Genomic DNA, 21,560 nt, shown 5'->3' on the forward strand with positions numbered 1-21,560 from the left:
TTACAGGCTTGTTGCAACAGCTAAATAGTTATTGAATATGAAAAGGATCATAAAACGTGTGGCCGTTCTGGGAAGCGGTGTAATGGGATCGCGCATTGCCTGTCATTTTGCAGGATCCGGCATTCCGGTATTATTACTGGATATTGCTGCAGAAGGTCCCGATAAAAATAAGATCGTAAAGGATGCACTGGCTGCAGCGGTTAAAAGCAGCCCATCTCCGGTATACACAAAGGATGTGGTAAAAAAGATCACTACCGGAAATTTTGATGATGACCTGAAAAAGATAACCGGCTGCGACTGGGTGATTGAGGTTGTAGTTGAACGGCTGGATATTAAACAACAATTGTTCGAAAAGGTAGAGCAATACCGGACGCCGGGCAGCCTTATTACTTCCAATACATCGGGTATCCCCATCCACCTGATGACGCAGGGACGGACTGCCGATTTTAAGAAACATTTTTGCGGTACGCATTTTTTCAATCCTCCGCGCTATCTGCGGTTGCTGGAAATTATTCCCACGCCGGATACCGATCCAGAGGTGATTGATTTCCTGATGGAGTTTGGTGACCGCATCCTGGGGAAAACGACGGTGCTATGCAAGGATACGCCGGCATTTATTGCCAACCGTGTGGGCGTGTTTAGCATTATGACCATCTTTTCACTGATGGATCAGTTAGGGTTGCAGATTGATGAGATCGAGGCATTGACCGGCCCCATGATCGGCCGTCCAAAATCAGCTACGTTCCGCACGGCCGATGTAGTGGGCATTGATACCCTGGTGAAAGTGGCCAATGGGGTGTTTGAAAACTGCCCCGGGGATGAGGCGAAGCAGCTATTCGTGATCCCTGCGTGGCTGGAGCAAATGGTTACCAATAAATGGCTGGGCGATAAAACCGGACAGGGATTTTTTAAGAAGATAAAAAATGAGCAGGGTGCTTCGGAGATCTTAACACTGAATCTGAAAACCTTTGAATACGGTCCGCGGGTAAAACCAAAGTTTGCGAGCCTGGAAGCCGCAAAGCTGATTGAAACATTGCCCGCAAAACTGAAGATGCTGATGACCGGCCAGGATAAGGCCGGTGAATTTTACCGGCAATTTCATTACCGGTTGTTTGCCTATGTAAGTCACCGGATACCGGAGATCAGTGATGAGCTCTATCGCATTGATGATGCCATGAAGGCTGGCTTTGGCTGGGAGATCGGGCCTTTTGAAAGCTGGGACGCTGTGGGCGTAGCCAAAATGGTAGCGGCCATGAAAGCTGCAGGCATTGCCGTAGCCGCCTGGGTGGAAGCGATGCTGGCAGCGGGCCATCAAACCTTTTACATCGTTGAGAACGGGAAACGGAAGGCCTATGATCCGGCAACCCAAACCTATAAGTTATTATCGGGAAGCGATGCCTTTATTATTTTAAGCAATTACGGCGATAAAGTGGTGTGGAAGAACAACAGCTGCCGGCTCTATGATATCGGGGATAATGTGCTGGCCCTGCAATGGAATACCAAAATGGGAACCATTGGCGGCGATGTGCTCAGCGGCATCCAGACTTCCATTGAAAAAGCGGAGAAAAGTTTTAAAGGCCTGGTCATTGCGAATGAAGGCGCTAATTTTTCGGCCGGAGCCAATGTGGGTATGATCTTTATGCTGGCAGTGGAGCAGGAATATGATGAGCTGGATATGGCCGTACGTCTTTTCCAAAACACGTCTATGCGGGTTCGGTATTCCGCTGTTCCGGTGGTGTTGGCGCCGCATGGCCTGGCATTGGGTGGGGGCTGTGAGCTGAGCCTGCATGCGGATAAAGTATGCGCAGCTGCAGAAACCTATACCGGCCTGGTAGAACTGGGGGTAGGATTGATTCCCGGTGGTGGCGGCACCAAAGAGTTTGCCCTGCGCGCTGCCGATGAAGTACAGAACGGCGAGCCGGAAAATATTCCTTTGCAGAATCGTTTTTTGACGATTGCTACTGCCAGGGTTGGTACTTCCGCTGCAGAAGCCTTTGAGCTGGGGATCTATCGCCGGGGGAATGACATCGTAGTGCCCAACCAGGACCGTCGCATCGCCGAGGCAAAACGGAATGTGATAGAGTTGTACGACAGTGGCTATGTAGCACCTGTTCCCAGAACCGATATTAAAGTGCAGGGGCGCAGTGTGCTGGGGGCCCTGCTGGCGGGCATCAATGGTATGCAGAAAGGAAATTATGCCACGGAGCATGATGCGCTGGTAGCCCGGAAACTGGCTTATGTGATGTGCGGTGGTGACCTCAGCGAACCTGCCCTCGTGTCTGAACAATACCTGCTGGACCTGGAGCGGCAAAACTTTTTATCGCTTTGCGGCGAACGTAAAACACTGGAACGGCTGCAAAGTGTGATCAAGACCGGGAAGCCGGTACGGAATTAAGCCCGCAGGAACGGCCATGCAGTTGTTAAACATTGGATAAATTGATATTTATCCAGAAAATATGCAGGGGTGTGTTTTATCTTTAATGAAACACTTGCTATGCTTATTAGAAAAATGATACTGCTTTTAGTTGCCGCTTGCATACTGCCGGAGCTCCTGTTTTCACAACAGCTTAATCTGGATATGGAAGACCTGAAACCCGACGGTTCATTCGCTCCATGGAAGGTCGGTTTTGGTGAACAGCAGGCAAAGTCTTATCCTGTAGTTGCAGATTCGACTGAAAAGAAATCAGGAAAGTATGCATTGCGCATGAACCAATCGGACAGTCTTGCCCAGTTTGGGACCGTGCAAATGATACTTCCCGGAGGTTATGAAGGAAGCATGATTAAATATTCTGCCTACTTAAAATCAAAAGATGTAAAAAACTGGGCGGGGTTGTGGATGCGTTTTGACGATAACCAGGGGAAGACTCTTGCGTTTGATAATATGGAAAAGCGTTCCGTAAAAGGCACAACCGATTGGAACGAATATACCATTACATTGCCTTACTCCAAAAATGTGGCAAGCATCTATTTGGGTGCTTTGCTGGCTGGACCGGGAACCATATGGTTTGATAAATGTTCGGTGCTGATTGACGGACAGGACATACAGCAATTGAAACCGGCGTCCAGGAAAATATACCCGGCTGACCAGGATACTGCGTTTAAAAAAGGGTCCGGCGTTCACATTCAGCTGACTCCCGGGCGTGAGAAGAACCTGCTGGTGTTGGGGCAGCTTTGGGGCTTTTTAAAATACCACCATCCGGCTGTTGCCGCCGGTAATTATAATTGGGATGCCGAGTTAATGCGCTTACTGCCCTCTGTTCTGGCTGCGAAGAACAAACAGGAATGCAATATGCTGTTGGAAAAGTGGGTGGATGCCCTGCCCAAATCAGATGTGCGCGAAAAAGCAGCGCCGATGCCGGCGGATATGATCCTGCGTCCGGATTATGGCAGTTTGTTTGAAAAAAATGTGCTACCCTTAACACTACAGAAAAAATTGAAAGGACTGCTGGCAGGGGGCGGCGCAGCGGAGCACTATTATATCGGAATGATGCCGGGAGTGGGGAACCCCGAAATCAAGAATGAACGGGTCTACGCGGATATGAAATACCCGGACGACGGTTACCGGTTACTAGCCTTATACCGGTATTGGAACCTGGTTAACTATTTCTTCCCATATCGGTCCCTGATAGATCACAACTGGAACAAGGTGCTTGAGGAAATGATCCCGGTATTTATTCATGCAGGAAATGAAACGGCATATGTACTGGCTTGCATTCAATTGTTTGGGAAAGTAAGTGATTCCCACGCCGTTCTCCTGAGCAGGAACGATGCGTTAGAACAATGGAGGGGCAAACTAAGAGCTCCTTTTGAAGTGAAATTTATTGAAGACAAGTTGGTAGTCACTCGTTTTTACACAGATACCCTGAATATACAGGAGCAGATTAAAAGAGGCGACGTAATACAAAAAATAGATGGGAAAGATGTAGGGACTATTGTAAAAGAATTGCTGCCATATACGCCTGCATCCAATTATCCGACACAATTGAGGGAAATAGCCAGGGCTATTTTGCGGGGCAATAAGGAGTATGCAGAGCTGTTGGTACAGCGGGGGACAAGTATCCTCAACATAAAGGTACCCCGGTTCCCGATGGAGCAATGGTTCGGGTTTAAGAATATTTTGGAGGATACAGGAAAGAAATCCTATGAAATCATAAGGGATCATATTGGGTATATTTATCCCGGTACGTATAAGAACAGTGACCTTGATGCCATAAAGAAAGCGTTTGCGGATACACGGGGAATGATTATCGACATGCGTTGCTATCCTTCGGAATTCATGCCGTTTACATTTGGCAGCTATATAAAGCCAGCTCCGGGCAACTTTGTAAAATTTTCCAAAGGCAACATTCAAACACCGGGGGCTTTTTACATGATACCGCCAATTTCCAATGGTAGCCGGAATAACGATTATTACAACCGGAAGATTGTTATAATAGTAAATGAAACCACGCAGAGCCAGGCAGAATATACCACGATGGCTTTTCAGTCTGCCCCCAATATAACGGTAATCGGCAGCACAACTGCCGGTGCAGATGGAAATGTATCGCCCATTTATTTGCCGGGCAATATTTATACATGGTTCTCCGGTATCGGTGTTTTTTATCCGGATAATACCGGCACGCAGCGGGTGGGGGTAAAGATCGACCAGGTGGTAAAACCCACGGTGGAAGGGGTACGACAGGGCCGGGATGAACTTTTAGAAAAGGCAATATCCATTTTGAATGCCGGGAAATAGACTGCTGGCTGATCATTTCTGATTTAGATCGGGCTTTGATAACTTTGAGAAAAGCAACGTAGGATAAATACGGTTGGTTTTATGAAGCATCTGTCTTTCTTATTATTTTTTGTGGTAGCAGTGTATGTTACAAATGCCCAGCGGCTAGCCATTAATCTTACAGATAAAGACAATATCAACCCGCTTTATAAAAAAGATTTATTGATTCGCACACTGGATTCTTTTTTCACAAATGGCAGAACCCCTGAAAAGGCTGTTAAGTATTGGAGTAAAACGGATCTGAAGTCTTTTGGCTATCCATGGGATATCGTTTATTTGGGTTTTACAAATGAAGGGAAAGATAACTTTCCTCCTGTTTACCTGGGGGCAATTGATGTGGTTCCGCAACAGCAATACCTGGTTAAAATTGCTTTTCTGCCGGCAATCGATTCTTTAAAAAGAAATATGGGGCGCATGCTCAATCTGATTGCCAACTATGACAAGCAGGCCGATGCATTTACGTTTGAACGGTATACTAATTATTTTATCCGCGACTGGTATAAAAAGGAAGTGGGGAATATTCTTTTTTACAAGGAAAGTAAGGACGCATTTAACTTGGAGCAGGCCAGGGCCTGTAATATATACAACGACAGTATTGCTGCGATTTTTAAAGTACCTCCTAAAAAATTTACTTATTATTCCTGTAAGGACCCCGTACAGCTGTTCAATTTGATGGGCTATGATTTCCGGTATGAAATGTTTTTGTCGAGGACGGGTGGAATGCGTATTGGAGATGGGCTTTATTCTGCCCGCAATGCAGAGCATTATCCGCATGAGATCGCGCATCTTTATATTTCAGACATTGCGGGCGAAAATGCCTGTACCATTGCATCCGAAGGGATTGCTACTTATTTTGGTGGAAGTGATCCTAAAACCTTTAAGGAAACAATCCGTTCGCTTTATCAGTATCTTTTAAAATATGCGGATGTACCGGTTGACGATCTGTTGTTTAAGGATAAACGGACTGATGATGATGTTTCCCGGTTATATGCAACCGGCGGCATTCTGGCAAAACTGATTTATGAGCAACAGGGACTGGAAGGGTGGAGGAAATTCCTGGCACTCCCTTGCAGCAAAATCAAAGAAGCCCTGCCGGCGCTGATTGGTACAGATAAAGCGTTAAAACAGGTTATCACCGAAGCGGCGAAAAAAATAAGTGAAGCATAACGTGCTATACACTATCTGCGCGATACTTATAAAAGAGGCTGTATTACCGGGAATTGCCTACTGCTCCTTTGCTGAATTGTGCTAAAATTTCAGCGATACCGGAAGAGATAAAGCCATAGCTCATATGAAGCACTCCATTGAAACACATTCCCCTATTTTTGTAAGAAACAAATTCACCTGTATCCTGTAAAATACATTATCCACTGCTGGCTTTTTTTAGCGCTATCTCAAATATGCGGAGCACAAACAGCTTTGGATGCATCCCGCAAAGATAGCGGTATGGTTATAGTGCCGGGGCGTATTCCGGAGAACAGGATTGCGGATGTACCTGACTATACAGCTATGCCGGAGACGGAAGACAGCCTGATCCAATACCGGCTGAACGGTACGTTTTTTAAAAGCATTTTTTCGGATGCGGAATATGTGGTTACCCGGCCGGCACACTGGCAGGGCCGCGATTTCAGGAACCTGGGGATCGTGATGGGAACAACCGGTGCACTGCTGTTGGCAGATAAGGAAATTAAACGGATCGCCCAGCGGAATCATCATCCCTTTGCAAACAGCCTGGCAAATATCGTGGAGCCCTTTGGCAACCGCTATTCTCCTTATATTATGGCCGGAATGTATGTGGCCGGAGCTGTTATTAAAAACCCGGGATTAAAAAATACGGCGCTGCTGACCTTTAAATCCTATGCCATTTCAACTTCCTTATACCTGTTAACCAAGTCGGTGATCCGGCGAAACCGGCCGGCTTATACCGACAATAACCTGGATTTTTATCCGCCTTTTTCCGGAGACCGGTACCATACCTCTTTTCCTTCTGGCCATACTTTAACGGTAATGACACTGGCAACCGCCGTGTCCGAAGCCTATGGTAAGGAACATAAGTGGGTGCCCTGGGTGGCCTATAGTATTGCCGGGCTTACCGGTGTGTCCCGCATTTATCATAACCGGCATTGGTCCAGCGATGTATGGATCGGCGCCAGCCTGGGTTATTTTGTAACCCGTTCTGTATTTAAAAATAACCGGGTAAAGAAACGTACGGGTTTGCAGCTGGTATGGCGATAACGGTTTGTGACAGGACAGGGATTGCTGATGAACCTGTTGAGTTTTCAGTCATCAGTTTTCAGTTCTCAGTTGATACCGCCCGGGGAAGCAGCGCCAGGTATGAATCGAAATTTAGTGAGGAACCTTAAACAAAGGCCGGCTAGGGATTAAATGAAGCAGCCAGATCAAAGTCGGCGTATTGCCAGGCTTTGGAAAATCGTTGATCTACAAGCTGCGCTTCCTGTTTTTTCCCCTGGCGTTGCAGGGCCTGTTGTAACCCGGCCAGGGCCCATCCGTTTTCTTTCCAGATGTTCAGATCCTCACCGTATACTTTTTCTGCCTGGCCATATTTGCCGGACTCTAATAGTACCGCTCCTAAAGAATGCCGTACGGAGAAAAACCAGTCCGGGGGCTCGTTATAATTCAGGTTGTCTTCGATGGCAACGGCTTTATTGAAAGCAGCAACAGCGTTGTCGTATTCTTTTTTATCACGGGCAATTTCTCCGGTGAGCACCTGCACAGCAATCTGTACAATATCGCTCATGCTGTTGATATTCCAAATGGTCATTTCTTTCAATACGGTATCGGCTGCCAGTGCATTTAGCTGTGCCAGTTCCTTCTGTGCGCCGGTCATATCCTTCTTTCCCAACAGGGCCATTCCCTTTGCGTAATGTTGTATGGCACGGGGGTAGATGAGGTCGTTTCGCTCTGGTTTCATAGCAAGGATACTGTCCCATAGAGTAAATTTTACCGCTACAAAATACGGAATGGCATAATAGTGCTGCAGCGTGCCCCAGCCTGGCTGCGTCATCACATCTTTAGCTGTTTTTTCCTGCACCTGTTTGGCTGCCATCCATGCGAGCTTTGAGTTTCCTTCAAAGGTGGCCGTGGCGGCCAGGTAATGGTAGTTGTGCAGGTAGTAAGCAAGAGGGTAGGCTCCCTGCGCATGACAAGCCGTTACATAGATACTGTCTGCTTTAATGGCGTTGAGATTGGCAAGTGACCCCAGGTGATAATCCCCGGTCCAGATATAAATATGCGAGGGCATATGCAGTAAGTGGCCGGCTCCGGGTACCAGTTGCATCAGCAGCTGTGCACTGGCCAATCCCTTTTCAGGTGTTTTGGATGCTTCTACAGCGTGGATGTAAAAATGCGGCGCGCCGGGATGTTTGGGGTACTGCCGGATCAGCTTTTCGAGTATCGTTACAATTTCGGGCGTCCAGGGTTTGGGCGCTTTTGTTTTTTTGTCGTACAGATCCCAGGGGTGAAGGTCCATCAATGATTCTGCATACAACGCGCTCACATCCGGGTCTGTGGGGTAGGCGTCATATACCGTTTTCATGGCCCGGGCAAAAGCGCTGTCGAGGTGCCCACGGCTTTTGGGTGCCTGCTCCGTATACCGGTGGCCCAGGGCCTGGATAAGGGCCTTTTCTTTTGGAGTACAGTTGCCAGACAGGGAAAGCGCTTTTTGCGCCGCCTGCCAGGCCCGCTGATAATTGTCGTCCTCCATGCCCGCATTATAATTGGGGCCCAATACATAGGCAAAGCCCCAAAAGGCCATGGCGCAATTGGAGTCGAGCCTTGTGGCCTCAAAAAAGGAACGGGCTGCTTCTGCATGATTGAACCCGTAAGCCAGCATCATACCCTGGTTGAAATAATCCTGGGCTTCTTTGCTGGAGGTAGAGATCTTAAACTGAATGCCCTCCAGTCCCTTAAACAGGGGTGCTTTGGTGCCCGCCGTATACCAGGCCTTATCTGTTGTAGCCGGTGTACATCCGATCCGTTCTTTTTCCGGTACGGTGGCGGTATCTGCTTTTTTACGGGGCTCTTTGCAGCCTGCGGCCAATAGCAATACAATAAATAAGAAAGCTAAATTTTTCATGCTGATAATTTTGGAAGCTGTTAAAAGATGGCAAAGCGCTGGTGCACATGCAAGCCAGTGAACACACTGTAAGTAAAGTTACAAAATGGGTGAGGATTGCAGGTAGCCAAAAATAGTGAGGGGATGGTTGGGCCGGTGGAGACTTGGGTGACAGGCAGGTGCAGGTATGATGGGGGGACATTTGCAATCCTGGTCTTCAAAAAACTATATATCGCCATGGTCCCGGCTGTTACCCAAGTAGCGTCCGCTCATAAAAAAACACCCGAAGCGCTGGCTCCGGGTGTTTGTATAAAGTCTGAAAAATTATTCAGCCTGTTTTAATTTGGCCTGATCCTCTGTAAGAAAAACATCTTCATTGTCGCGTTTCATCAGGTATTTTTCTCTTGCCAGTTTTTCGATCGTGGCCGGATCGGTTTCCAGGTCGTTTTTGATCTTGTGCAGCTCAATCAGCTCCTTGTTGTAATGCTCCTTGCTCAGTTCCAGGTTATTAAGCTCCTTGCGACGCTCTACGATGGAGAACAGGTCATTCTTGTCGAGAAACAACATAATGGCTAAAAAGCCGATGGTCGCCAGGAAAAATTTATTGGTAAGGAACCGCGAAATTTTGCTGAGCGCTTTGCGCGGCTTTTGAGGAGCCGCTTCCCGCGCGGGTTCTTTTTCGGGGACAAAGTCAACAAATGTTTCCATGCTGATGTGCTGATTTGAAAATTTGCTAATGAAAATCGGCCGATTGATGCACGCTGTTGAAGGGTGCGACGCAAGACCGATGCCATCCCGACTATCGGGACTAAAGCCGACCTAATAATTATTTCTTACCAAATTTAATGGTTCCTTTTGGATAAACCGCGCTTTCGCCCAATTGTTCTTCGATACGGATCAGCTGGTTGTATTTTGCGATCCGGTCGGTACGGCTTGCAGAACCGGTTTTGATCTGTCCGCAGTTCAGCGCCACGGCCAGGTCTGCGATGGTAGTATCTTCTGTTTCGCCGCTTCTGTGGCTCATGATGGTATTGTAGCCATTGTGCTGGGCCAGGGTTACCGCATTGATGGTTTCTGTAAGGGTACCAATCTGGTTTACTTTTACCAGCAAGCCGTTGGCAATGCTTTTGTCGATGCCCTGCTGCAGGCGGGTTACGTTGGTTACAAACAAATCATCACCCACCAGCTGGCATTTGCTGCCCACCGCTTCGGTTAAAGCTGCCCATCCTTTCCAGTCGTCTTCAGCCATACCATCTTCGATGCTTATGATCGGATATTGTTTTACCCAGCTTGCCCAGAATTGTACCAGTTCATCGCTGCTAAGGGCCTTGCCGCTGCTTTTATGAAATACGTATTTTTTCTTTTTGGCATCCCAGAGCTCGCTGTTGGCGGCATCCATGGCGATGGCGATCTGAGAACCAGCTTTGTAGCCTGCTGCATCGATAGCGGCCAGTACGGTTTCGATGGCTTCTTCGTTGCTTTGGATATTGGGTGCAAAACCACCTTCATCACCTACGTTGGTGCTGAAGCCTTTTTTCTTCAGTACCGATTTAAGCGCGTGGAAGATTTCAACCCCCCAGCGCAGTCCTTCGCTGAAAGTAGAAGCGCCGATGGGCATTACCATAAACTCCTGGAAGTCGATCTTGTTATCGGCATGTGCACCACCGTTCAGGATGTTCATCATGGGGATGGGCAGGGTTTTGGCATTGGTACCGCCTACATAACGGTATAAAGGCAGACCCGCTTCTTCAGCCGCTGCTTTGGCAGCTGCCATACTTACCGCCAGCAATGCGTTGGCACCAAGTTTTCCTTTATTGGGCGTACCATCCAATTCGATCATCAGCTGGTCGATACCGGTTTGGTCGGCTACATCATAACCCAGCAATGCGGGTGCGATGGTATTATTTACGTTTTTAACAGCTTTTAATGTTCCTTTTCCCAGGTATTTTTTCTTGTCACCGTCACGCAGCTCTACGGCTTCGTGGATCCCGGTGCTGGCTCCGCTTGGAACAGCGGCACGACCAAGGGCACCTTCGTCTGTTAGTACATCCACCTCGATAGTAGGATTACCGCGGCTGTCCAAAATTTGTCTGGCAAATACCTCTGAAATGTAACTCATTGGAAAAAAATTAAAAAATTTTTTAAAATTTGATTTGTGGCCGCAAGTTAACGAATCGTTTGCGTACGGGAAACACTATGGAGAAAAAATTAGGATAAGGTAACGAACGGTTGAGAGTTTAGCGGCGGTTTCAGGTTTGAAGTTCAACGTTCCAGGGTGGATTTCATTTGATGATATTGGCTGTTCACTATTGCCTCGGTTGGGGGGGACATATAGACTGGGGGGACTATGGAGTTTTTCAAACATACAAAACGATTCACGCTTCAGCGGGGCTGAATGCTAAATGCTGGCCTGTGGCAAAACATTTCCTTTCTCCTTAAAACGGCGCGCAGGTGGTAGTAAGCAGCAGCGTAACCGCTAAAATCTCAACGCGATATCCTATCTTTCCTGAAATAGCAGATTATGAAATGCCTGATCATTGTAGACATGCAATATGATTTTTTGCCGGGCGGCGCCTTGCCTGTGGCGGGAGGCGATACCCTGATCCCGGTGATCAACCGGTTGCAACCTAATTATGAACTGGTAGTGGCCACCCAGGACTGGCACCCGGCGGATCATAAGAGTTTTGCATCACAGCACGAAGGGAAAAGTCCTCTTGACATGATCGACTGGAAGGGCGGCCTGCAAACCCTGTGGCCCGATCATTGTGTGCAGGGCACGCAGGGCGCGGAACTGCACCGGGATCTGGACCAGCGCCGGATTGAAGCCATCTTCCGGAAAGGGATGGATCCTGAAATTGACAGTTACAGTGGTTTTTTTGACAATGGCCATCTGAAATCGACGGGCTTGGGCGATTACCTGAAGGGCAGGGGTGTTGAAGAGGTGCATGTATGCGGGCTCGCAGCCGATTTTTGTGTGTATTTTACTGCTATGGACGCGTTGGAACTGGGGTTGAAATCGGCAATTGTAGCGTCAGCCACACTTCCGATCGATGCCAAGCAGTTGGCGATGCTAAAGCAGCAGTTTAAGGAACGGGGAGGGGGCCTGGTTTAAGGTTCCAGGTTATATTGTTTTATACCTGATGATCTATCGGATATTGCCGTTGCTTTGGGGACATAGGGACCAGGAGGGACAGTGAATGATGTGTACGTTCAACGTTCCTGGTTAAGCATTGGATACCCGTGCAAGAGGACAAATCTTCAATCCCGGACATAATCGGCTGATAGCTGAAAACTGATCACTGAAAGCTGTTTAAGTTCCAGGTTAGATTTCGTTTTATACCTGATGATCTATCGGCTATTGCCGTTGCTTTGGGGACATAGGAACCAGGGGAACAGTGGAATGATGTGTAAGGTTCAAAGTTCCTTGGATACCCGTGCAAGAGGACAAATCTTCAATCCCGGACATAATCGGCTGATAGCTGAAAACTGATCACTGAAAGCTGTTTAAGGTTCCAGATTAGATTTCGTTTTATACCCGATGATCTATCGGCTATTGCCGTTGCTTTGGGGGACATAGGGAACCAGGGGACGGTGGAATGATGTGTAAGGTTCAAAGTTCCTGGTTAAGCATTGGATACCCGTGCAAGAGGACAAATCTTCAATTCCGGGCATAATCGGCTGATAGCTGAAAACTGATCACTGACGACTAAAAAAGCCCCGCAACATACATTGCAGGGCCGTCTGTTTTGAAAAGATATATCAGAACTTAAAGGCAGCAGTTACCACAAAACTCCGCGGAGGAATGGGGTTGATGCTGTAGTTCTCGTGCACATAATAGTTAAAGGTATTGGTGATGTTGGAAAGCTTTGCCAGTAAGGACCATTTCCGGTAGGAGTAGCCGGCAAACACATCCACTGTTGCAAAACCTTTTACCTGGAATAAACGGTCATTCAGGGTTCCGTTATTGTCAGCATAAGTCGTGTTCCAACCTGCGTTGCGCTCGCCCACATAATAGAAACCAGCACCTAATTTAAGGCCTTTAGCTGCTCCATCCTGGAAGGTATAAAACGTAGTGGCATTGGCGGTATGCGCCGGACTGTTTACCAGCCGTTCGCCTTCTACATAGCTTCCTGATTTACCGGAGGTTTTTGTATAACGCATATTGTTGTAGCTGTATCCGGCCAGGATATCCCATCCTTTTATGGGCTGGGTTTTCAGATCGAGTTCAATCCCGTCGCTGGTGGTTTGCCCGGTGAGCTCTCTTAACGTTGTGGTTGCAAGCGGATTTCCGTTTCTGTCAAACTGTATCAGCTGCGAAAGATTGTTATTGATAATTCGATAAACGGTCAGATTTGCACTCAGCAACCCGTCGAAGAAGTCGTTCTTAACGCCAATTTCAAACTGATCGATGATCGACGGCTTTAAGGTATTGCTGTCTATATCCAGCCCGGAGTTTGGAGAGAACGAGTTGGAATAGCTGGCAAAGGCCGTAGTATGATTGGTAGGCTGGTAAACCAGGCCGATCCTTGGAGAAAATGCTTTGTCGATCTGGAATACGGTACCTTCTTTTACGGCATTGGTTGCAAGGGTCGTTGTTTTAGAGCGATCTGCCTGCTGGAACGACCAACGTACGCCTGCCAGCAATTTGAATTTTTCGGAGAGAGATACCAGGTCCTGTACATAAGCACCGAAACGGGTTACCGGGCTTTTGGTACTCGTGATCCAGCTGGCCTGGGGGATATCTGTTCTGCGCACATACATAGTTGGGTCCAGCAGGTTAATGGAATCGTAGATCCCTTTAGGAACTATTGTAGCAATGTCTGATGCAAGGGCGGTACTGATCACCTTCTCCGCATCTGCACCGATGAGTATTTTATGACCGATGGAACCGGTTTTTACATCACCATTTAAATTCAGTTGTCCTGTAAAATAGTCTTCTTTATTATTGGTTTTACCCAGCGGGCGTAAAAATTTCCCGTTGATGTCGGCCTGTATCCGTTCGGTGGAAAAATAATCTCTTTCATAATTCTGGTAACCTCCCAATGCATTCAGCGCCCAACGATCATTAAACTGATGATTTAACTCCAGGGATGCGGTTGCCTGTGTTGTTTTCGCATATTGCCAGGGCGTTCCAAAAAAAGTATTCCTGGATACCGGGGTAACCCTCTTGCCGCCGACAGCTGTGGGCTTGGAGGCATCCGTATTCATGCTGCCAATTCCAAAATCTGGTGTAAACTCATGCTGCAGGTAATCGCCCTGTACCAGCAATTTTGTTTTATCACTTAATTTAAACAGGAGGGAGGGGTTTACATAGAAGCGCTCGGAATGTACATCATCCCTGTAGCTGTTGGCTTTTTCATAGGTGCCATTCAGGCGGTAAGCAACGGCTTTACTGATAGGTCCATAAATATCGATAGCTGGTTTGTACAGATCATAACTGCCTACGCGCATATTTACCTCTCCGCCGAAATTGAAACGGGGTCTTTTGGTAACCATGTTGATGATGCCACCAGGTGCAACATTGCCATATAAAAGCGCAGCACCACCCTTCAGAACCTCTACACTTTCAATGGCGCTCATTTCGGGCATGGCACCACTGTTAACACGGAACCCGTTCTTAAAGGTATTGGTATTGCCCAGGTTATAGCCGCGGGCATAAAAGGTTTCCTGGGTACTAGCGCGCGCACCGCCCAGGTATACGCCGTTTACATTTTTGATCACATCGCTCAGCCGCTGTGCCTGCTGGTTTTCAATGGTGGACTGCCCGATGATGGTAACCGCCTGCGGCAGGTCCATAATGGGAATATTGGATTTCCCGATCCGGGCGGTACCCTGGTTGATGCTGCCACCGATGCGTACAATTACCTCTTTTAGCTCCCGCGCATTTAATGATAGATTGTATTTGGATGCCTCACTGCTTACCGGAGGAACGGTAACCGGTACTTCCTGGCTGGTTTCGCCCTCAAAGGAGTAAACCAGGATATATTCCCCGTAAGGGATTTCTTTAAATTCAAAATAGCCCCGCTCATTTGTAACGGCGTGTTTTTTCTTCCCTTTGATGGTAATATTTACATGGGGGACCGGGTTGCCTTCCGGAGTCGTGATCACACCCTCGATATTACCGGTATTGGTTTGCGCATTTACACCTAAAAACGTTATTATCGTCATCAAAAACAACAAAAATCTTCTCATTTATCTAAATTTTCGCGGCAAAAAACGTTCATTTCCCAATCTTTCATTTTCAAAATGCGGAAATTGATTTACGAAATCGGGAAAAATCGTTTGCGAAATCGGGAAAAGAGAGGGATAAAAAGGTTGAAATACAGCAAAATTGTTGTATATTTATAGCAAAATTGTTGCAGCATGAATCCGGCAAGGAGGAGCATAACGAAATTTAACACCAAAAAATCGATTGATAAGGTGATCCCGAAAAGTTTCCACAAATGGACTTTATCTGTAGGGGGAAAGAAATACAGCTGGAATAACGATATGGAACGGATCGGGATCGCCCGGCAGGGACTTCCCTATGATGTTATCGAAGAAATCAGCCGAAAGATCGATCGCCCCGTTAAGGCCGTCTTAACGGCGATTGATATCCCGCAGACCACTTATAATAAGAAAAAAAAGGAGCATTCCTTGCTTGAAAGGAAAGACAGTGAATTGGTTTTGCTGATCAATGAGTTGGTCGATTACGGTGTTGAGGTCTTTAACCAGGAGGAAGAAAAATTCCAGCGCTGGTTGAAAAAACCGAATCAATCCTTAGGGGGCAATATTCCCGACTCAATGTTGGATACCGTTTCCGGGATCAATGAAATTAAATATGCTTTAAACCGGATCGAATTTGGAAATTTAGCATGATATGATCGTCTTCCGTATAGAGAGGGAAAAATATCTGAACACAGCGTTACATGGCACGGGCGCATCTATGGTAAGCGGTTACAGATGGAACAGCTTAAATACGCGGATGGTATATGCCGCAGAAAGCAGGGCTCTGGCCACCCTGGAAGTTTCGGTTCATTTAGATCTGAGCGAAGATTTACCAACAGACCGCTATTATGTAGAGATTGAAATACCCGATGATCTTTCCATTCAGGAAGTGTTGATTGAAGAACTTCCTGAAGACTGGAATGCGAAGCCTCCTATACCTGCCACGCAAATAATAGGAGATGATTTTGTTGGCTATAATGAGGTTGCTGTATTAAAGGTGCCCAGTAGCATTGTTCCTGATGAGTTCAATTACCTGATAAACCCGCTGCATGAAGATGCGAAACGCATTCAGGTGGTGCGGACTAAAAAAATGGAATTTGATCAGCGATTTAAATTATAAACAACCAATAATAGCGCCTCACTTCATGGGTGTTTAATGTTCCGCGTTTAATGTGTTTCGTACCGATGAGCTTTTGCCTGTAGAAGATTGTCATTCTTTCATTTCCTTGTCGAATAGAAGCAACTTTTGAGCCTGAAGCAAAACACTCCCGATCGGTTATGGCCAGCCCCCGCTGGCTTCGAATAAGGGAGGTACCAAAGCAACCATAACCAACTGCTCTGTTTTTTTAAAGGGCAATCGAATCTGTAATCTGACCGCTTCTCATTAAAACCTTACCTCGTCGTCCCGGTGCTGCGCGTATGCTTTTTTAAAGTCGATGGTTTTTACAGCTCCGGCGATAAACCGGATCCCGCCAAGGATATGATTTAAATATACGGGATCGCTGTAATCTTTTTTGTCGTGACCAAGGGTGGTTACCCAGGTATGACCGCCATCAAAGAGGTATTCCCAGGCAGTGGGATAAAAATCGCCATAATTCCCCCTGTTTTTTTGAAGCGTTTCTTTTTGCTGAACACTGGTGGTATCAATGGTGCGGAGGTCGTGCACCATCAGCACCCGCGGACCGGGGTACATTTCTTTAGCAAAATAACACTCGTCGCCTTTTTCCCAAACCGCAGGCACACCTTTCATAGAAGGATGACGAGTATCAATAACCCGTACGGTAAAGGGTTGAAATTTGGCATGCCAGGAAAAGGTGCCGCCCAGCATCATTTTAAACCAGCGCCAGTTGCGTTCGGTGCCGGTTACAGAATGCAATCCTACGAAGCCTCCGCCGGCTTCTATATAGCGCCGGAAGGCGAGCCGCTGCGCATCGGTATCAAACACATCATTGTTGGTGCTGGGAAAGATCAGCAGGGTATACCGTTTGAGGTTGGATTCGGTCATCACATCCGGAATGGAGCTGGTATCTACTGTAAATCCATGAACGGCGCCCAACTGCTGAATGGCTTTCACCGCAAAGGGAATATTATCATGCACATATCCTTTGCCATTTTTTGTGTATACCAGTACGCGTACTTTTTGCCAGTTGAACGTATCCTGCGCATCTGCGGTTATGCTCAACAGCGCTGCTGCAAAAAGCAGGATACCAGTTATTTTTTTCATCAGAACTTGTTTATTTGAATGTAATTACCGGCGGATGTGCAAACCCCTGCCAGGCTTCTTCCGCCTGTTCCTTCGGAAGCCGGTTGTCGAATACGAGGAAGCGGTACCGGAGCAGGTATTGTTTGCCGGGTTCCAGCAGCCAGTCTTTATTCTTGGTGGGAGAAAAATTTAAGAATACATCGCCTCGGTTATTCATATTGTCGGGCCATACCCGCAGCGGTTCGGGATAATTGTAATTGGCCGGGTAGCTCATCATCTCCAGCCCGCCATACTGCTGGTTGAGCTGTCCTTGCGCCACGCACCAGCGCGCCGTACTGCCATCGGCGGCTTTCCGGTCTTTTCCCTCTGAGGTAAAAATAACGCTGTTGTCTTTGTTCCATGCTTCTGTAGCCCGGATGCCCAACCCGCCATAGCGGTACTCCAGCAATTTTACGGGGCTGGCACCTGCGCAACTGAGCTGTACGGTTACATCCATGATGTAATAGCTGTTGTTACGGTCATCCGGCCGGTAAATCTGCACGGTCTGCAATTCGTTGAGCGCATTCTTCTCTGTTCCGTCTTTTTTAAAAGCAATATGCTGATGCAGCGCCGTATACCCGGCGTAAACGGGGCCATTGAAAAGGGCTCCGAACCCGGCAAACCGTACGGTTCCTTTCCGGTCTTTCAGGTTCCAGAAATCAACGGTGTCCTTTTCAAACAGCACATGCGTCCAGGGATTCCACATGCCCCAATGATGGTAGTGGTCCGGCGCATTGATCCTGGTAAGCGCTTCCCCGCCGGGCGTCCACAGGGGATGAATGAACCCGCTGCGTTTGTAAGCCGTATCGATCCCTTTTGGCGGGTACACGGTTTCCGAATGATAGCGCAGGAAATTTTTATTTCCGTAGCGGATGGTCACCGCGCCGTTGTCCAGGTCGGTCTGCAGGCTGCCAGCTCCAGGCCGGGCAGCTGTTGTTTTTATCAGCTCAAATGAGCGCAGCTGCTGTTTGCCGGGTTCCAGCATCCAGTACAACCGGCGCCGGGCACCGGGTGCTACCTGGAAGGGGACCGCTGTTCTTTTGCCGCCTGTTGTTTCGATCAGCTGCAGACTGCTGTCGGCCTCCGCAGTCAATGCGTCCAGGTCTACATTTACCGGAATGGAAAAGGTTTCTTTACCGGATGTTTTTACCTGCCAGCTGCTGATGCGTTGCGCATGCAATGCGCCCCAGCCCTGCAGGCCGGCAAGTAGTAACAGGTAAATGCGCTTTTTTGCCATACTGCTATTTTGTTGCTGATTTTTTAGCCAGTTCTAATGCCGATGTTGTTGTATAGTACTTGGCAATCATATTGGGTACTTCCCACGCGGGCATCTTTTTTTCTTTCAGGAACTGCAGGTAATGCTGCATTACCTGGCCAAAATGTGCTTCGTGCCCGGTATTGTATTTTTCGGGTACCACTACCTGCCATCCTGCGGTTGTTTTTGCAATTTCCACGCCGGGGTATTTGGCCTGTATGCCCGCTAAAGCTGCAGTAAGGTCTTTTTCAAAACCGGCATCTGATTTTTTAACCGGTTCAATATATAACACCGGTTTGTATTTTTGTTCGGCACCCTGACGGATCACCAGGTTGGCGCGTGTACCGCGCATAATAGAGTAGTGGGTATCGCCCGTGCCTTCCGGTGCTTTGTAGCCCCAGGTTACCGAAACTTTTGCATTGACGCCGCGTAGCTTGTAATTGAAGGCGCCATTGCAATAAATACTCAGCACCGAATCATTTTTAACGTCTTTTTTGAGGTAATCCGGAAATGTGGTTTGTTTGGTAAGATCCGAAAACTGGCTGAGGGTAACAGGCGTTGTCCAGCGTTTGGCGGATACCATTTCAATATCTTTCTGATAATCGATGACCTGCTCGGGGAAGCATTCCCACTGCACCAGGTCTACCAGGTGTGTGGTTACATCCACAATGCCTTCTCCCTGTTGTGTTACATCGAGGAACCAGGAAGGGCGCTGTAATACGGCCCCCGAAACCAGTTTGTAAAGGTAATGTACACTCTCTTTGGTAACAGCGGGGTTTTCGGGGGTGCCTTTTTCCAGGTCTCCAAATACCGTCTTAATTTGTGAAAATTCCCGCTGCAGCTGGGTATTGATCTCAAAGCGCTCGGTCATGATATCGTAGAGCAGCACATTTTTTTCCGCGGCTTTTGCAAAGGCATTTTTGATCAGTTCAAAACCGGATTTATCAATGGCCATGGGTTTATCGGCCAGTACATTCAACCCGGCATCTACAGTATTCAGAATGTATTCTGCCTTCTTCTGGTTATTGCCGCTCATCACCACTACGTTGCCTTTTTTCTCCGTGATCATTTTCTGGAAGAAATCTGCTCCGGTATAAACCTTCTCCTTCCAGTGCGTCGGATTTTCTGGGCGGGTATTGTAGGATTCGATCCTTTTTAAATGCAGGTCCACGTCCTGTCCTTCGGGGGCGTACACATATACATTGCTGTCCACATCCGGGTACATTTCTTTTTGTACCAGGGCGGCATGAAAATGTCCGGGATCCAGTGTGATCAGGGTGATCCGGGAGGTAGAGTCCGTTGTGGCCGTACTGCCGGATTCTTTGTTTTTACAGGATATCATCAATGCGAGCAATGCCAGGGGTAATACAATTTTCTTCATTTATTTTTTTGTTTATTCAATACATAATTAGTTCCGTAAGGATATCGTTGAGGCCGCGACAATAGCTTATTGGCTTCTATATTGTCTTTGAACACTTCTTTTTTAGGATCCCAGTATAATTTCGTTCCCAGCTTCATAGCGGCATGCGCTATCAAACAGGCGCTGCAGGAACGGTGGGCTACTTCGGCAGGGCTGATGGTAGGTTTTTTATTAATGATGCAATCTACCCAGTTCAGGTGTTGTTCCCTGCTTTCATACAAATGCACCTCGTTAGGACCAATCACCGAAGTAAGGATCTTGGGATCGCTGGCATTGAAGGCTTTGTTTTGAGCCCCGGCACCGGCACCCGGATCGGAGGCTGTTACGCCCACATTGCCCCGGGATACAAAGATCCATCCGTTACTGCCTTCAAATTTAACACCATTTGGGTTCTTGCTGTTAATAAGCATGGTAACTCCATTGGCATATTTCGCTTTTATCTCATAGTCTCCATGTACATTCCACAAACCGGTTTTGGGAAATTGTGCACTGCCTTCCACTTCAATGGGGCCGGTTAATTCGGTATTCATGCCCCAGTGTGCGATGTCGATATGGTGCACGCCCCAGCCGGTGATCATACCAGCGCCAAACTGTTCCATCCGCAACCATCCGCCCCGGGATTCCACATCTTTCTGGTTATGCACCCGGTCCTGTGTATAGTAAATATAGGGGGTAGATCCCAGCCACATATCATAATTGAACCCTTCCGGAATGGACATCTCTGTAGTATTACCACCCGGGGGATCGGCCGGTAATCCCACATGCACGGTATGCAGTTTGCCAATGCGGCCATTCCGCACCAGCTCGCAGGCTTTTTTAAACTGCGGCCAGGGGTTTACGGAACGCTGCTGGCTTCCCAGTTGAAATACCACACCTGACTGGCGTACGGTATCACTCATGGAGCGTCCCTCCTCAATGGTGAGGGAAGTAGGCTTCTGCAGGTAAATATGTTTACCGGCAAGGGCGGCTTCCATGGCCGGCTGTGCATGCCAGTGATCCGGTGTACTGATAATGACCGCATCAATATCTTTATTCATCAGCAGCTCATGATAATCGTCATGCATTTTGATATCGATGTAATTGGACTTGCCGGTTTTTTTGGCATACCATTGTTCCACTTTCTGCTTACCCGCTTCCAGCCGGTAACGGTCTACATCTGCCATTGCCACGATCCGCGCCGATTCATGTTTAAAGGTTTCAACCAGATCATGCGTGGTGGCGATACGGCCGCAGCCGATCTGTGCAATATTGACCTTATTGCTGGGCGCGTCCTTAGTAAAAAAAGACGCAGGTACAATCATCGGCACCCGGGGTAACAGGAAGGCGCCTGCTGAAACGGTAGCGGAGTTCCTGATAAAGTTTCTTCTGCTTTTTGAGCTTGGCATGTTCTTTAAATTTAAAACAGGTATTGAAGCTGATGGTAATGCCCGGGAACAACAATGTTCGGTAAAGCAATCGTACAGGCATCTATCGTCATTACGGGTAACTAAAATAGCAACTTTCAGCGACAGGCTGTGGAAATGGAAGCCTCATTTTTTACTACAACGTTTGAAATAAGAGAACCGGCTAGTGTTTTGAAACCGGTAC

15 protein-coding genes are annotated in these 21,560 nt (G+C 47.6%); 7 read left to right on the forward strand and 8 right to left on the reverse strand.

Annotation, left to right across the window (positions count from 1 at the left end; all coding sequences use genetic code 11):
* Window positions 1-37: 37 nt before the first annotated feature.
* The 4 genes from Q1V85_RS01085 (at window position 38) to Q1V85_RS01100 (ending at window position 7,009) form a co-directional block, all read left to right on the forward strand.
* The gene (locus Q1V85_RS01085; protein ID WP_300596545.1) at window positions 38-2,395 is read left to right on the forward strand and encodes a 3-hydroxyacyl-CoA dehydrogenase/enoyl-CoA hydratase family protein; all 2,358 of its coding nucleotides are present in this window, start codon (window positions 38-40) and stop codon (window positions 2,393-2,395) included.
* Window positions 2,396-2,494: 99 nt separating this feature from the next.
* Entirely contained in the window at window positions 2,495-4,735 is a 2,241-nt protein-coding gene (locus Q1V85_RS01090; protein ID WP_300596547.1) for a S41 family peptidase, read from the forward strand.
* Between the two features lie 81 nt (window positions 4,736-4,816).
* Window positions 4,817-5,941 (forward strand): hypothetical protein, encoded by a 1,125-nt coding sequence (locus Q1V85_RS01095; protein ID WP_300596549.1) that lies wholly within the window; start codon window positions 4,817-4,819, stop codon window positions 5,939-5,941.
* Between the two features lie 279 nt (window positions 5,942-6,220).
* Window positions 6,221-7,009, forward strand: a complete 789-nt coding sequence (locus Q1V85_RS01100) for a phosphatase PAP2 family protein (protein ID WP_300596551.1) — start codon at window positions 6,221-6,223, stop codon at window positions 7,007-7,009.
* Between the two features lie 139 nt (window positions 7,010-7,148).
* On the opposite strand, the gene Q1V85_RS01105 is transcribed toward Q1V85_RS01100, so the two are convergent.
* The 3 genes from Q1V85_RS01105 to eno form a co-directional block, all read right to left on the reverse strand.
* Window positions 7,149-8,870 carry a hypothetical protein gene (locus Q1V85_RS01105; protein ID WP_300596553.1) on the reverse strand — a complete coding sequence of 574 codons (1,722 nt, stop codon included), beginning with the start codon at window positions 8,868-8,870 and terminating at the stop codon, window positions 7,149-7,151.
* A 303-nt stretch (window positions 8,871-9,173) separates the two neighbouring features.
* The gene (locus Q1V85_RS01110; RefSeq protein ID WP_300596555.1) at window positions 9,174-9,557 is read right to left on the reverse strand and encodes a septum formation initiator family protein; all 384 of its coding nucleotides are present in this window, start codon (window positions 9,555-9,557) and stop codon (window positions 9,174-9,176) included.
* Between the two features lie 118 nt (window positions 9,558-9,675).
* Window positions 9,676-10,968: a phosphopyruvate hydratase gene (gene eno / locus Q1V85_RS01115; RefSeq protein WP_300596557.1), complete on the reverse strand. Its 1,293-nt coding sequence runs from the start codon at window positions 10,966-10,968 to the stop codon at window positions 9,676-9,678.
* A 402-nt stretch (window positions 10,969-11,370) separates the two neighbouring features.
* Here eno and pncA point away from each other — a divergent pair, with 402 nt between their 5' ends.
* Window positions 11,371-11,961: a bifunctional nicotinamidase/pyrazinamidase gene (pncA, locus tag Q1V85_RS01120; protein WP_300596559.1), complete on the forward strand. Its 591-nt coding sequence runs from the start codon at window positions 11,371-11,373 to the stop codon at window positions 11,959-11,961.
* A 647-nt stretch (window positions 11,962-12,608) separates the two neighbouring features.
* On the opposite strand, the gene Q1V85_RS01125 is transcribed toward pncA, so the two are convergent.
* Window positions 12,609-15,041 (reverse strand): TonB-dependent receptor, encoded by a 2,433-nt coding sequence (locus Q1V85_RS01125; RefSeq protein ID WP_300596561.1) that lies wholly within the window; start codon window positions 15,039-15,041, stop codon window positions 12,609-12,611.
* A 171-nt stretch (window positions 15,042-15,212) separates the two neighbouring features.
* Here Q1V85_RS01125 and Q1V85_RS01130 point away from each other — a divergent pair, with 171 nt between their 5' ends.
* Window positions 15,213-15,707, forward strand: a complete 495-nt coding sequence (locus tag Q1V85_RS01130; RefSeq protein WP_300596563.1) for an antitoxin Xre/MbcA/ParS toxin-binding domain-containing protein — start codon at window positions 15,213-15,215, stop codon at window positions 15,705-15,707.
* Window position 15,708: 1 nt separating this feature from the next.
* A complete protein-coding gene (locus tag Q1V85_RS01135) occupies window positions 15,709-16,176 on the forward strand; it encodes an RES family NAD+ phosphorylase (protein ID WP_300596565.1) in 468 nt (155 codons plus the stop codon).
* A gap of 264 nt (window positions 16,177-16,440) precedes the next feature.
* On the opposite strand, the gene Q1V85_RS01140 is transcribed toward Q1V85_RS01135, so the two are convergent.
* Genes Q1V85_RS01140 through Q1V85_RS01155 form a run of 4 tightly spaced genes read right to left on the reverse strand, consistent with a single transcriptional unit; the run spans window position 16,441 to window position 21,358 of the window.
* Window positions 16,441-17,280 carry a ThuA domain-containing protein gene (locus tag Q1V85_RS01140; RefSeq protein WP_300596567.1) on the reverse strand — a complete coding sequence of 280 codons (840 nt, stop codon included), beginning with the start codon at window positions 17,278-17,280 and terminating at the stop codon, window positions 16,441-16,443.
* Between the two features lie 10 nt (window positions 17,281-17,290).
* Window positions 17,291-18,535: a PmoA family protein gene (locus tag Q1V85_RS01145; RefSeq protein WP_300596569.1), complete on the reverse strand. Its 1,245-nt coding sequence runs from the start codon at window positions 18,533-18,535 to the stop codon at window positions 17,291-17,293.
* A 4-nt stretch (window positions 18,536-18,539) separates the two neighbouring features.
* Window positions 18,540-19,934, reverse strand: a complete 1,395-nt coding sequence (locus tag Q1V85_RS01150) for a putative oxidoreductase C-terminal domain-containing protein (protein WP_300596571.1) — start codon at window positions 19,932-19,934, stop codon at window positions 18,540-18,542.
* Complete coding sequence (locus Q1V85_RS01155) at window positions 19,931-21,358, reverse strand: Gfo/Idh/MocA family oxidoreductase (RefSeq protein WP_300596573.1); 1,428 nt, start codon at window positions 21,356-21,358, stop codon at window positions 19,931-19,933. Before Q1V85_RS01155 ends, Q1V85_RS01150 begins: the two co-directional genes overlap by 4 nt.
* Between the last annotated feature and the right edge of the window lie 202 nt (window positions 21,359-21,560).

The sequence above is a fragment of the Niabella sp. genome, from assembly GCF_030150205.1.
GTDB lineage: Bacteria > Bacteroidota > Bacteroidia > Chitinophagales > Chitinophagaceae > Niabella.